At 62.1% G+C, this 12,950-nt stretch carries 13 protein-coding genes; 6 read left to right on the forward strand and 7 right to left on the reverse strand.

Annotated elements, in window-relative coordinates:
- Positions 1–313: 313 nt before the first annotated feature.
- A complete protein-coding gene (locus LZ496_RS02100; protein ID WP_366516676.1) occupies positions 314–1,378 on the reverse strand; it encodes a glycosyl transferase in 1,065 nt (354 codons plus the stop codon).
- Positions 1,379–1,496: 118 nt separating this feature from the next.
- Here LZ496_RS02100 and LZ496_RS02105 point away from each other — a divergent pair, with 118 nt between their 5' ends.
- The gene (locus LZ496_RS02105; protein WP_249902940.1) at positions 1,497–2,501 is read left to right on the forward strand and encodes a glycosyltransferase; all 1,005 of its coding nucleotides are present in this window, start codon (positions 1,497–1,499) and stop codon (positions 2,499–2,501) included.
- Here LZ496_RS02105 and LZ496_RS02110 read toward each other — a convergent pair.
- The 3 genes from LZ496_RS02110 to LZ496_RS02120 form a co-directional block, all read right to left on the reverse strand.
- The gene (locus LZ496_RS02110; RefSeq protein WP_366516677.1) at positions 2,498–3,397 is read right to left on the reverse strand and encodes a glycosyltransferase; all 900 of its coding nucleotides are present in this window, start codon (positions 3,395–3,397) and stop codon (positions 2,498–2,500) included. The two genes, LZ496_RS02105 and LZ496_RS02110, sit on opposite strands and share 4 nt — an antisense overlap.
- 277 nt (positions 3,398–3,674) lie before the next feature.
- Entirely contained in the window at positions 3,675–4,145 is a 471-nt protein-coding gene (locus tag LZ496_RS02115) for a PilZ domain-containing protein (protein WP_283937863.1), read from the reverse strand.
- Between the two features lie 142 nt (positions 4,146–4,287).
- Positions 4,288–4,806 (reverse strand): hypothetical protein, encoded by a 519-nt coding sequence (locus tag LZ496_RS02120; RefSeq protein ID WP_249902942.1) that lies wholly within the window; start codon positions 4,804–4,806, stop codon positions 4,288–4,290.
- 230 nt (positions 4,807–5,036) lie between these two features.
- On the opposite strand from LZ496_RS02120, the gene LZ496_RS02125 reads away from it, so the two are divergent.
- Together LZ496_RS02125 and LZ496_RS02130 are read left to right on the forward strand one after the other, a co-directional pair.
- Positions 5,037–5,723 (forward strand): hypothetical protein, encoded by a 687-nt coding sequence (locus tag LZ496_RS02125; RefSeq protein WP_249902943.1) that lies wholly within the window; start codon positions 5,037–5,039, stop codon positions 5,721–5,723.
- A 191-nt stretch (positions 5,724–5,914) separates the two neighbouring features.
- Complete coding sequence (locus LZ496_RS02130; protein WP_249902944.1) at positions 5,915–6,817, forward strand: hypothetical protein; 903 nt, start codon at positions 5,915–5,917, stop codon at positions 6,815–6,817.
- Here LZ496_RS02130 and LZ496_RS02135 read toward each other — a convergent pair.
- From LZ496_RS02135 to LZ496_RS02145, 3 genes are read right to left on the reverse strand one after another with little or no spacing between them, the layout of a single operon-like run.
- A complete protein-coding gene (locus LZ496_RS02135; protein ID WP_249902945.1) occupies positions 6,814–7,437 on the reverse strand; it encodes a TorF family putative porin in 624 nt (207 codons plus the stop codon). The two genes, LZ496_RS02130 and LZ496_RS02135, sit on opposite strands and share 4 nt — an antisense overlap.
- 6 nt (positions 7,438–7,443) lie before the next feature.
- On the reverse strand, positions 7,444–8,460 hold the full coding sequence (locus tag LZ496_RS02140) for an inorganic phosphate transporter (protein WP_249902946.1): 1,017 nt from the start codon (positions 8,458–8,460) through the stop codon (positions 7,444–7,446).
- Between the two features lie 15 nt (positions 8,461–8,475).
- On the reverse strand, positions 8,476–9,582 hold the full coding sequence (locus LZ496_RS02145; RefSeq protein ID WP_249902947.1) for a DUF47 family protein: 1,107 nt from the start codon (positions 9,580–9,582) through the stop codon (positions 8,476–8,478).
- 230 nt (positions 9,583–9,812) lie between these two features.
- Here LZ496_RS02145 and ppk2 point away from each other — a divergent pair, with 230 nt between their 5' ends.
- From ppk2 to LZ496_RS02160, 3 genes are all read left to right on the forward strand, one after another.
- Complete coding sequence (gene ppk2, locus LZ496_RS02150) at positions 9,813–10,685, forward strand: polyphosphate kinase 2 (RefSeq protein ID WP_249902949.1); 873 nt, start codon at positions 9,813–9,815, stop codon at positions 10,683–10,685.
- 1 nt (position 10,686) lies between these two features.
- On the forward strand, positions 10,687–12,393 hold the full coding sequence (locus LZ496_RS02155) for a SulP family inorganic anion transporter (protein WP_249902950.1): 1,707 nt from the start codon (positions 10,687–10,689) through the stop codon (positions 12,391–12,393).
- A 209-nt stretch (positions 12,394–12,602) separates the two neighbouring features.
- Entirely contained in the window at positions 12,603–12,917 is a 315-nt protein-coding gene (locus tag LZ496_RS02160) for a PspC domain-containing protein (protein ID WP_249902951.1), read from the forward strand.
- Positions 12,918–12,950: the final 33 nt, after the last annotated feature.

Below are 12,950 nucleotides of genomic sequence, written 5' to 3' on the forward strand. Positions count from 1 at the left end.
CGTTGGCGGCCGTGCTTGCCAAGGGGGCCGCGCCCTTGCCACGTCGTTCGAGGAGCTTCCTTGCGCGGCGGCATCCTTCGATTTGCCGCCAGAGGTTTATGCTTTTGTCGTCCATTTGGTCGTCGAACGTTGGGTGGACGGTGGTGGTTCCGGGAATGCGAAGATGGATCCCGGATCGAAGTCCGGGATGACGAAGGGGGGAGTGGGCCGTCACGAAGTAAATTCGTGACGTCAGTCCTGTCCGCTGTGCGGCAGGCTGGCCGGCCTTCGCCCAGTCTTCGACATAGCTAACGTTTGCTCACGCAATCGTTAGCTATGCTCGCGGGCTCAGGCTCAGGATCGCGTCCGCCTGTCTTTGCGAAGCGGGCCGATCGCTATCATCGATCGCGTCCCGCATCGCCAGCTCTTGCAGAGGCTCGAATTGCGGCTGGAGGATCATCGCGCGATCCAGTGCCTGCTTGAGCTGGTCGGCCCGTTCGATGACTTGCCCCAGCTTGAAGTGGGCGAAATCCTCCCTGCCCTGCCAATCGAGGCGATGGCTGTTCACGAAGATGCAGGGGCGCGGGCGGATCAGAAATTCGTAGAGCTGGCTGCTCGCGTCGCCGAGGTAGACCGACGCCGATTGGGTGTAGGTCATGTCGATCGAACGGACGCTGCCCCGGTCGATCAATATGTTGGCCGCGTCGGATCGAACGTCCGGCCCGCCATCGAGCCTGACGTGCGGGGCGACGATGAAATTCCATTCGATCAGCTTCTCCATTTCGCGGACCAGGGCCGGACCCTCATTGAACCAGCTCGACAGGTCGGGGCGGCTGTGCGGGTTGTAGAGGACGATCGGCTTGTCGTTGGGGAACAGCCGTTCGGGCGGGCGGACAAGCTCGAACTTAGAATAGCCGGTGACGATGATATTCTCTTCCGTCCCCAGGCCCGCGGCAACCAGGCGCCTTTTGTCCTTTTCCCCGCCGACCAAGGTTAGATCGAACAGCCTGACCCGCGGATCGTCGAGGCGAGTCGCCGCGTCGCCGGCCCCGTGCCGGATGCGGATGAGACGGGAGGTGAACTTGGGATCCTCCTTCAGGCGCGTGCTGGTCGTCTCCGTCGTGACCAGCACCGGGTAGCGGCGGAATAGCCAGGCGTAGCGCTTCTGGACGCGCTTTCGCGGCGGAAGGTCGAACAGGCCGTCGCGCCATTGGGCCGGGATCCAGATGCATCGAAGCCGCTTTTCGGGATCGTAGCGCCCGATGAAGCGCAGGTTCGCGCGGCTCGGGCAGAGGACATCGACGCGCACGCCCGGCCTTTTCGCGAGTTCCAGCGCGGCCGGCAGCCAGTGGAGATGCTGGTGCGCCTGGGCCAGGGCAAGGAAGGCGATCCGAACCATCAATATCCTGTCACCGCCATTCGCCGCCAAGACTTGCTTAGCGGAGAGGCTGGCGGAAATGTTCCCACCAATGCACGTTACTGTATTAGCGCAACGACGCGAAAGGGAATGAGACAGGTTGGCCGACGATATACCCCAACTTCCGCCGGTAACGATCGTGATCGAGTGGGAAAATGCGATCGATGTCGCCGACGAATGGACCCGCAAGGCGATGGTCGCCCTGCAGGACGAGCTGGGCCGGGTGCGCTTCGTGGAGAAGCCCCGCATCCTCTATCTCTTCGACGAGACGAAGGTCCCTGCGGGCACCGTCGAGACGGTCCTGGAGGCGGTTGCGCCGCGAATGCGCGAACTTGCCGATGTGGAGATCGTCCCGACGCCGGGGCTGACCTACTATAAGCTGAAGAACTTCGGCGTGTCGCGGTCGCGCACCGGGATTACGCTGATGCTGGACAGCGATGCCGCTCCCCAGCCGGGATGGCTGGAGCATCTGCTGGCGCCCTTTGCCGATCCGGAGACGATGGCCGTGGGCGGTTTCACGGTGCTGGGCACGACGGATTTCCTGTCGCGAACCATGGCGCTGAGCTGGGTGTTCAACCTTCCCCATCAGAAGGCGAAGACCAAGCGGCGGTCCAAGATCCATGTGAACAATTGCGCGGTCCGGACGGATTTCTTCCAGAGCCACCCTTTCCCGGACCTGCCCGCGTTCAAGAAGCAATGCGTTTTCTGGCTTCGGGGGGTTTTGGCCGAGGGCCATAAATATGTTCGCACGGCGGACGCGACCGCAATCCACGCGCCCCACCCCGGCCCGCGCTTCCTGGCTTGGCGGGCGTGGACCGGCGGGATGGACAGCGATTTCCTGGGCTTCCAGACCGGGAGTCGCTCGCGGGCAGGGCGGCTGGCCTATGCGTTTCGATATTTCGGGCGGAAGACGCTTCGGGCGTGGCGAAATACAGTGAGGCATGGCGGCAAGGTCGGACTTCCGAAATGGCAGTATCCGGCGGCGATGCTCGTCTCGCTGACCTATTATCTGGTGACCTTGGCGGGCCAGCTTTACAGTGTCTTCACGAAGGATTGGGAGCCACTCCCCGCGCTCTACACGGGGCAGCCGCAGGGCGCCGTTTAGCCCGTCGACGCTTTGCCACGAATAGCGCGGCGGCGGGACCTGAACAGGCCGGCGCCTTCCACGGTCAGGCGGACCAGCGGGACAACGCCGAGTGTCGACGACAGCAGCTTCGCGTCGCGTAGCGCCTGAGCCCATTGTCGGCGCTTGCCCAGCCGGACGAAGTGGCGGCCAAGGTCGTGCGCCAAGCCGGACCGATAAGCCGGGTTATCCCGATACTCCGGATGCCGTTCCAGGAAGCTCAAGGTCGACCCAGCGAAATTGTCGAGTTGGCCGGAGATTGCGTCAGTGGAGTAGGTCTTGATCCACAGCAGCTCGTCGGTCGTGGCGCAGCGCGCGACGGCTGCGAGCCTCAGGATGAAGTCGAAATCCTGCCGGCGCCGCAGCGAGGGATCGAACTTGCCGGCGCGCAACGCCGCGTCCCGCCGCACCGCGATGCCGGGTGTCGCTTTCCAGATTCGCCGGGTGAAGAGCGCTTCCAATATGGCATCGTTGGAATCGAGCACCGGGTTACGCAAATTCACATCGGGCCGGTCGCGCTCTGGGCGGTATCGTTTGATGAAGCTGTCCAGAAGCACGTCGACATCCGGATGCGCCGCGAAATAGTCGTTCAGATAGCCAAGCTTGTTGGGCAGGTAGCAATCGTCGCTGTCGAGGAAGGCGAGAAGTGGGGCCCGGGATGCTTCTATTCCCCGGTTGCGGGCGGCATTTCCGCCAGCGTTGCGCGGACTGGTCAGGACACGCAGCCGCCGATCCTCGATCGCCTTCAGGACTTCCAGCGTGCCGTCCGTTGAACCGTCGTCGACGACGATCAATTCGAAATCATCGAACTGCTGGTCGAGAACGCTCTGGATGGCTGCGGTGACCTGCCTTGCGCGATTATAGACCGGCATGATCACGGAGATTGCCGGTTGCGCTGGGTCTGAAGTCTTCGAAACGCCAGCTGTCATGGGGCGATCGCCGAGTGCAGGAAACTCCGGACGGTCTAAGCCGCCATCGGTCCATCGGCAACAGCGTTTGCCAAGGGCGTAACCCCTTTGCCTCCGCGTTCCGCCAGCTTCTTTGCGCGGCGGCATCCTTCAATCTGCCGCCAGAGGTTTATGCTTTTATCGTCCATTTGATCTGCGAAACGTCGGGTGATGGCGGTGGTTCCGGCAAGAGGATGGGACGAACGGCTCAGCCTAGCGCTTGGCGCACCGCCTCCAGCGGCGTCGCCAGAAGCTCCCCCACCAGGCTTGTCGCGAAGATGGCGACGCCTGCACCAAGCAGCGCGAATGTACCGAACTCGATGGCTCTCGACCGGAAGCGGCTGGCGTCGTGCCGGGTTGCCACCAGGCGCGGTTCCCGCCGTCTTTCGACGGGCGTTGCGGACTTCGCCGACCGCGCATGGTCGCGGATCAGTTGCTCCGCTGACACGATGTCCTGCGTCCGGACGCCGCAGCGAATGGCATTGGACCAGACCACGCGGGCGACGACCACCTGGCTACCCCGGCGAATTTCGAGATAGCTTCCGCGAGATGGCGTTGGCTGGGCCTGAATCAGCATTCCGCGCGAAGACATGTTGAGGATGCAAGCGTCGCTCCACGTGGCGCCGCAGCGGACGCGCGCCTCGATCATGACTTTCCGTCGCGGCTCACGATTTTTCAACGCACACAGCCCCCGCCGATCAGATCCATGCGGATGCTGAATTCGTCTTGGGATGACGTGCCCGGGGACTGGTCGCCGCAGGCTTAACTCAATCTCCGGATTGGAGCAGGTTGTCTCGACCTAAAGAGCCGCAGGCTCCGGCCTATTTTTGCTCGGGGCCCCGCGGAGCAAGCCACGTAACCAGGTCCCACTCGTTGCGGATGCTGACCAGGAGAATCGCGTTGATGACCACCGCGACGCCATCCACCGCCCAATGCTGGTCAGTCCAGAAGGCCCATGCCACTGCGGCGAGCAAGACATAGATGGCGGCCGGAATAGCACCGTAGAACCATGCGTCGGTCCAGTGCGGCGGTTCCTCATCCCAGACGAGCGTCCTGATCCCGGTGAAGGACATGATGCTGCGCGCGAAACCCCAGAGCGCAATGGCCGCGCAGATAAGGGCCATGGCGGATGCCGTGATGTGCCCGGCCAGCGCTGCGGCGCTTAGTACCAGGACGAAGCTGACGTTGAGGACGACCGGGCCCATATAATAGCGGGAGCCGCTAAGCATCGTCGAGCGCGGCTTGTCCTGCATCAGGGTGACGACGACGAAGATGAGGCCGATCAGGACGGCAGCGGCCGATCCGACCAACAGGTAGAATTCGCCCCAATGTTCGAACATGGTTTGAGCCCTCCAGCAGCGATGAACCTAGCGCGTGACGTCGAACGCGCAAGCGGAGCGGCTTGGAGTATGAACGCGAGCCGCGGGCCCTTTATCGAAAAATGCGCGACATCAGGCGCCTTGCCCGCTAACCTGACGCAAGGCCAATCCCCATTATTTATAATCCCTTGAGCGCGACGCATTACCTTCCACCATCGGCAAGAGACCGCCCCTCCGCGAGCCGCCGAGCCTTGTCGTTCGCGCTCGCGCTGGCGATCGAAGTGGCGCTGCTGCTGGCCCTCCTGACGCTCGACTGGCGGGAGAAGAAGGCGCCGGAATTCGCGGGCGATCGGCTGACTACCTTCGACATCTCCGCCGAGACGGAGCAGGACAAGAGTCGGGCCGTGCAAAAGCAGCCCGAAGTGGTGGCGAACCCGAAGCCGCCCCGCCCTGCCCCGCCCGTCCCCAAGCCGATCGTCGAGCTGCCGCCGCGGCCGCTGCAGATGATCGAAATGACGCAGGAGGAGTTCAAGGCGGCCGATATATCCAAACTGGGCACGGCCGGTGGTGGGGAGAGCCAAGGACAGCAGATGGCCGAAGGCCCGCGCCCGGGCGACAGCGCCCGCGTCGGGACCGCGCCCAACGGCGAACCCCTCTACCGCGCCGAATGGTATCGCGAGCCGACCGATGCGGAGCTCCACGCCTATCTGCCCAAGCGGATGCCCGAAGGCGGCGGTTGGGGGATGATCGCCTGCAAGACCGCGCCCCGATTCAAGGTCGAGGATTGCGTCGAGCTGGGCCAGGGCCCGGCGGGGTCTCACCTGGCTGGAGCGGTGCGGCAGGCGGCCTGGCAGTTCATGGTCCGGCCTCCGCGTGTCGGCGGAAAGCCGATGATCGGCGAATGGGTCAGTATCCGCATTGATTACACCGTCGAATGACGGCAAAAAATTCATGAATTGCGCCATTAAATATTGGTTAAGTGCCTAACTTGTGTTAGGCGCCCTTCCCGGACGACTCGGCCTTGGGGGAGGCCGCGCCGCCTGACTGCCCGACCGTGACTTGTCGCCAGCGATGGGCTGGCAATACGGTCCTGCAGCCCATGTGAAATCGAATTTTACAGGGGGCCGTCATGGTGCGCATTTCCACATTTGCATTGTCATTGCTTGCAGCTTCGGCGCTTGTCGAACCTGCATCTGCAGCGGGACCGCCGATCGCCTATGCGAAAGAGGTCGGCTCGGGTTTCTCGATTTTCGTTACCAACCCGAACGGTACGGGTACGCTCAAGCTCTATTCCGGGCCGTCGAAGAACTCGCTCGTCTTGGACATGAACCCGGCGCTATCGGGAGGCTTCAACGAGTTGGCGGTCGTCGCAAGCCGAGCGACGGGCTTTAAGATCATCCGATATAGCGATGCGGGGGTCGTTCAACCGATCCAGAATTTCGACGACGGCTGCTATGTCGACAGCCTGGACTACCATCCGACCAATGGGTCGCTGTTGGTCGTTCGGCGATGCAACAACCCGCAGCTGGTTGAGCTCCGCATTTGGTCCGGCGGCTCCTACGGCGCGCCCATTGCTTCGACTGACGGAATGAACAACAGCTATCGATCGGCCCGCTGGCTGGGCGACGGCAGCGGTTTCCTGGTGCGATATGGTGAAGTCGGTGTCGGAACCGTGATCCAGCGCCGCAATATGAGCAACCCAAGCACGCCAAGCCCGGTCTGGTCCAGTACCGACCTTGGCGCAGCGCTTAACCTCGATACGGCGCGCTGCGCGGGCGCGCTCGATTCAAGCTGTATGAAGTTCCTCTACGGCGACGGGGCCGACCGCGTGCACGAGGTACGGTACAGTGACTTCGGAATGGAGTCTGACACTGTGGTCATCGCCAACGGATGGGGCGGCCGCTATTCCCCGGACAATAGCCGAATTCTGCATCGGGTCCGGGTGAAAAACGGGTTCACCTTAAATGTCACCAATCCGCAGCAGGAGACAGCTGCGAAGGCCGTCTACAACGACGCGGACTGGCGGCCCTAGAAACTCATCCGCGCGCTGACGACCAGGCGGTCATCGAAGAATTCGCCGAGATCGCTGTGATTGTTACCGTAATAGCGAGCGTCGAGCGTCACACCCTTGAACAACGTTCGGGCAACGCCGGCGTTGAACGCGGTGTAATCCGGCGCATTGACGCGATCACGGCGGCCGATGGCGCCTGAAATGCGGGTGTTCTTGTCGATCTCCAGGGTCGGGCCGCCCTCTACGAAGATGGAGCGCTCCGCCCCGCCCAGATCGTCGGGGCTGTAAATGGCGTTGACGCGAATAGTTAGCTTGCCGAACTTGCGGGTGACGTTGCCGGTGAACTCCCAACTCTTGTCGTCGGTGGGTTCGCGGACTCCCGTTTGCATCTTGTATGCGGCGCTGGCGCCGAACTGGAATTTGCCAAGCTTGGGCGCGACGCTGACAATCGCCGAAGCCTCTCCGCCAGCTACCGGGGAAGACAGGTTCTTCCATTGGGCGGCCACTTGCACCGGACCCAACTGGACATAGGGCTTGATGAGCGCCTGCGGGCCTTCGGTCTGGGCAATGCCCTTGGACATGCCGCGGCTGGCAATGACGAATTCAATCCCGGGATCGGGCGGTGGGAGGTCGAACATCATAGGGCGTTAAGCGAAGAAGGTTGTGAGCCAGTAGAAGAATGCGGCGACCGCCGCGGAGCATGGGATGGTTATGACCCATGCCGTGACGACGTTGCGCGCGACGCCCCAGCGAACCGCCGAAGCGCGGCGGGCCACGCCGGCACCGATAACGCAGCCGGTGATTGTGTGGGTGGTCGAGACCGGGATACCGAGCGCGCTTGCAGTGAAGATGATGATCGATCCGCCGAGCGACGCGCTGAACCCCTGGTGCTGCGACAGCTTGGTGATACGGCTTCCCATCGTCTCGATGATCCTCCAGCCGCCCATCATCGTACCGCAGCCGATAGCGATATAGCAGCTGATCGCGACCCAGTGCGGAACCTCGAAATCGCCGGTCAGATAGCCGGTTGAATAAAGGAGAACGGTGATGATCCCCATCGTCTTCTGCGCGTCGTTAAGGCCGTGACTGAGCGAATAGGCAGCGGACGACACGAGGTGCAGCGAACGGAACGTCCGTTCGGCCATCGACGCGCTTGAGCGAACCAGCAGCCAGCTCGACACCAGCATGATCAACATCGACAGGATCATGCCGAGGGTTGGCGACAGGACGATCGCGATGAGCGTCTTGTTCAGACCCGTCCATTGCACGCCGGTAAGGCCGGCATGGCATACGCCGGCACCGACGATGCCGCCGACCAGCGCGTGGCTGGACGAGGACGGAATGCCCTTCAGCCAGGTGACGACGTTCCAGAACATTGCGCCAACGAGGGCCCCGAACACCACCGAAGGAGTCACCAGGTCCTTGTCGATCAAGCCCTTGCCGATCGTGTCGGCAACCGCATGCAGCTGCGGCCACGCCAGGGTCAGGAAGTAAGCTGCGAAATTGAAGAAGGCGGCGAAGGCCACCGCCTGCACCGGGCCGAGCAGTTTTGTCGCGACAACGGTTGCAATCGAATTGGCCGCGTCATGAAGCCCGTTCAAAAAGTCGAATGCCAGCGCCAGGACGATCAGTCCTATCAGCAGCGGCAATGCCAGTTCGTGCATCTTGAGAGCGCCGTATCAGCTATGGTCGATGACGATGCCGTCGATGACGTTGGCGACGTCTTCGAAGGCGTCGACGATCCGTTCGAGATGCTTGAAGATCTCTCGCCGGACGACGAACTCGATGGCATTGCCGTTGCGATGCGCCTGGAAGGCGGCCTTGAGGCCCGCGGAATGAATCTCGTCGGCGTGACCCTCCATGCGAACCAGGCGCTCGGTCAGCTCGTGCAGCCGCTCGCCGTTGGCCCCGACGTTGCGGAGCAGCGGCATTGCCTCGGAAACGAGGCGTGCGGAATCGACGATGATCGCCGCCATGTCCGTCATCTCGCCGCCGAAATCAGAGAACTCGTAAAGCTCGATCGCCGATGCAGCTGCCTGCATCTCGTCGATCGCATTGTCCATCGAACTGACGAGGGCGGTGATTGCGCTGCGGTCGAACGGCGTGAGGAAGGTCTGGCGCACCGTCTTCAGCACGTCGCGGATGATCATGTCCGCGTCATGCTCGCGTTCGAAGATCTCACGAGCGTTTTCGTGCATTTCCGGACCGCCGCGGACCAGCCGCCCCATCGCATCAGCTGCCGCCGTCAGTGCAACAGCATGGGCTTCGAACAGCTCGAAGAAGCCGCCGGTTTTCGGCAGCAGGCGTTGGAACCAGGCAAACATTGGCCCTACTTTCGATTTTTCGGCGACGATGCTGAGGACGCTGACGCCCTGGGCCGCCTGGTTGAATTCCGTTGAGTTGAAGGATCGGATGAGGTCACGGAGGTCCGGCTCCTCAACCGCGTTCGCGGCGTCCTTGAGCGAGAACCAGCGGCGATTGCGCTGCTTCTTTTCCTTCCAATCGGGCAGTTCACGGCTCACGGCGAGCGGGAATACCTCGACATCGGCCATCAACGATGCCCCGCTGCCCTTGCGCTTGCGGTATCGGTAAGTGCCGAGCGGGGTCGGGCAAACGACGCCGACGACCCCCGCCTCTTCCTCTGCCTCCTGCGCGGCCGCGAGGTGGGGCGAGGCGGTATTGGCGAAGTTGCCCTTTGGGATCACCCAGCGCTTTGATTCGCGCGAAGTTACCAGCAGCACCTGGACGGGAGCGTTTAGCCCCCTGCCGACGTTGCGGTAAGGCAATGCAGCAATCTGGCGAATGGTATAGATCCCTGTTTACACGCGGTTCCGGACGGCCCGCGTTATCAGCGATGGGCACTAGTGTGGAGCTTTTCCGCTCGCAAGAAAAATGACGGATTTGTTACATGGTGGTTGGGCCATCCAACATTGAACCCGGCGATATGGGTTCATTACCCGATACCCTGCCCCGCCTCCCTGTGATTGGCTGCTTCGCCTTCCCGCGGAGAATAAGCATGAACGTTCAGAAGCCTGGATCATTCAGCAGAGCGGCCCCGGCCCCCGCCAAAGCCAAGAAGCATGGCAAGGACAAGAAGGCCGACAAGCCCGAGAAAATGTCCCGCAAGGACTATGAGAAGGAAATGCAGAAGCTGCAGGTCGAGCTTTGCTACATGCAGGACTGGGTCCGCGAGACCGGTGCCAGGATCATCATCGTCTGCGAAGGACGTGATACTGCCGGTAAGGGCGGGCTGATCAAGCGCCTGACGGAGCGGGTCAGCCCCCGCACCTTCCGGGTCGTCGCGTTGAGTGCGCCGACCGAGCGCGAGCGCTCGATGCTCTACCTGCAACGCTACCTCCAGCATTTCCCGGCCGGCGGCGAGATCGTGATCTTCGATCGCAGCTGGTACAACCGCGCCGGGGTCGAACGGGTCTTGGGCTATGCCAACAAGGAGGAGGTCGAGACCTTCCTGCACAATGTGCCGCGCTTCGAGGAGTGGCTGGTCGAGCAGGGCATCATCCTGATCAAGCTGTGGCTCGAAGTCGGCAAGAAAGAGCAGGACCGCCGCTTCGCGCAGCGGATCGAGGATCCCCTGCGGCAATGGAAGCTGAGCCCGATGGACCTCAAGTCCTATTCGCATTGGTATGATTATTCACGCGCCCGCGACGCGATGTTCGAGGCGACCAGTACGAAGGCCGCGCCCTGGTATGTGATCCGCAGCGACGACAAGAAGCGCGCGCGCCTCAACGGCATCAAGCACATTCTTTCCATCGTCCCCGACAAGCGGGTCAAAAAGGACAAGGTGAAACTGCCCAAGCGGTCGGATAAGGGTCGCTACAAGGACGATATCGACCTCAAGCAGGTGAAGCTTGTGAAGGAGGTCTATTGAATTGGCCGCAAGCGTGCAGGACTGGGTACCTGGCGTAAAGGTCCTGCACGAATATCAGCCAGCCTGGCTTCGAAACGACATCACGGCAGGCATCGTCCTTTCGACAATGTTGGTGCCAGTCGGCATTGCCTATGCGGTCGCGTCAGGAGTGCCGGCCATCTACGGGCTCTACGCCACCATTGTGCCGCTGCTCGTCTATGCGGCGCTGGGACCGAGCCGGATCTTGGTGCTTGGACCGGATTCCTCCCTTGCGCCGATCATCCTTGGTGTCGTTTTGCCCCTGTCGATCGGCGATCCGATGCGCGCGATCGCAATCGCCAGCGCAATGGCCGTGGTGTCGGGGGCGGTTTGCATATTGGCGGGCCTGTTCAAGCTGGGCTTCATTACCGAGCTGCTCTCCAAGCCGATCCGCTATGGATATATGAACGGCATCGCGCTTGCCGTGCTGATCAGCCAGCTGCCCAAGCTGTTCGGCTTTTCGATCAAGAGCAGCGGTCCGCTTCGCGACCTGATGCAGATCGGTCAGGCGCTGATCGACGGCAAGGCCAATTGGGTCGCGGCCGGGCTGGGCCTTGGGACCCTGGCACTGATCCTTGCCGCCAAGCGGTTCACGCGTTTTCCGGGCATATTGGTGGCCGTCATCCTGGCAACGGTCATTGCCGGGGTGTTCCAGCTGGGCGAGACTGCTGGCGTGAACGTGCTGGGGCCAGTGCCGCAGGGGCTTCCCGCACTCACCATCCCATGGATTGCGCCGGGCGATGTAGTCACCATCCTGGTCGGCGGAGTCGCGGTCGCCATCGTTGCCTTCGCCGACACCAGCGTCCTTTCGCGCACCTATGCGGCGCGGACCAACACGCGCGTCGACCCCAACCAGGAGATGATTGGCCTGGGTGCCGCCAATCTTGCCGCGGGCTTCTTCCAGGGCTTCCCAATCAGCAGCAGTTCGTCACGCACCCCGGTTGCCGAGGCGGCAGGTGCGAAGACCCAAATGACGGGGGTCGTCGGTGCCATCATCGTCGCGCTCCTCATCATCGCCGCACCGAACCTGTTCCAATATTTGCCGAACGCGGCGCTTGCGGCCGTCGTTATCGCCGCCGCGATCGGCCTGTTCGAATTTCGGGACCTCGCCAGGATTTACCGGATCCAGCAGTGGGAATTCTGGCTGTCGATCCTTTGCACGGTCGGCGTCGCGGCTTTCGGGGCCATCCCCGGCATCTGCATCGCCATCATATTCGCCATTATCGAATTCCTCTGGGACGGATGGCGGCCTCACTGGACAGTGATGGGCCGGGTCGATGGCATCAAAGGCTATCACGATGTCACCCGCTATCCCGAAGCGCGCCGAGTTCCGGGCCTGGTCCTGTTCCGTTGGGATGCCCCATTATTCTTTGCCAATGCGGAACTGTTCAATGACAGCGTCCGCAATGCCATCGCGGCGTCCCCCACTCCGGTCCGAAGGATCGTTGTGGCCGCAGCACCGGTGACCAGCGTCGATGTCACCTCTTCCGACAGCCTTGCCGAACTCATCCGGTCCCTGAACGACAACGGCATCGAACTCTACTTTGCGGAAATGAAGGACCCGGTGAAGGACAAACTGAAGCGCTTTGGCTTGTTCGGAAAGCTGGGTGAGGCAAACTTCTACCCAACGCTTGGTTCAGCGGTCAGCGATTATCTCGAAGACTATTCGGTCGACTGGCAGAAGGACTAGCCCTAGGAGGCCGCTCGTCGGCCTGCCGAATGGATGGTGCCGATCATCGATCCGCAATGGAATTCCTCGCCAGCGACGGGCACCAGCCAATTGGTGGTATTTCCCAAACTTGGTGTGGGAATTGGCGCCACGCACCAACTCTGGCCCCCTGCTTGGGGCCATTTTTGGCTGAAAACTGACACTGGCACAACCCTTGCTCATGGATTGGCATGAGCAACCTGACTGCCAGCCACAAGGAACAGATCATGACGAACCAGACCCCGCTTCCCCTGCGTAACGACACCATCCTTGGTGTGTGCGAAGCGATCGGCCAGGACTTCGGCTTCAACCCATTGTGGCTGCGGCTCGCCTTCATCGCCCCCATCTTCTTCGCGCCTTACGCCGCCGTCGGTGCCTATCTCGGCCTTGGCGTGATCGTCGCCGCGACCCGTTACTTCGCACCGAACAAGCCGGCTTCCCAGCAGGTGGTCGATGCGAAAGCGGTCGAGATTGTGGACGAGGGCAGTTTTCCGATGGCGGCCTAACCTAATTCGTCATGCCAGCGGAGGCTGGCATCC

Source organism: Sphingomonas caseinilytica, from assembly GCF_023516455.1.
Classification (GTDB): Bacteria; Pseudomonadota; Alphaproteobacteria; order Sphingomonadales; family Sphingomonadaceae; genus Sphingomicrobium; species Sphingomicrobium caseinilyticum.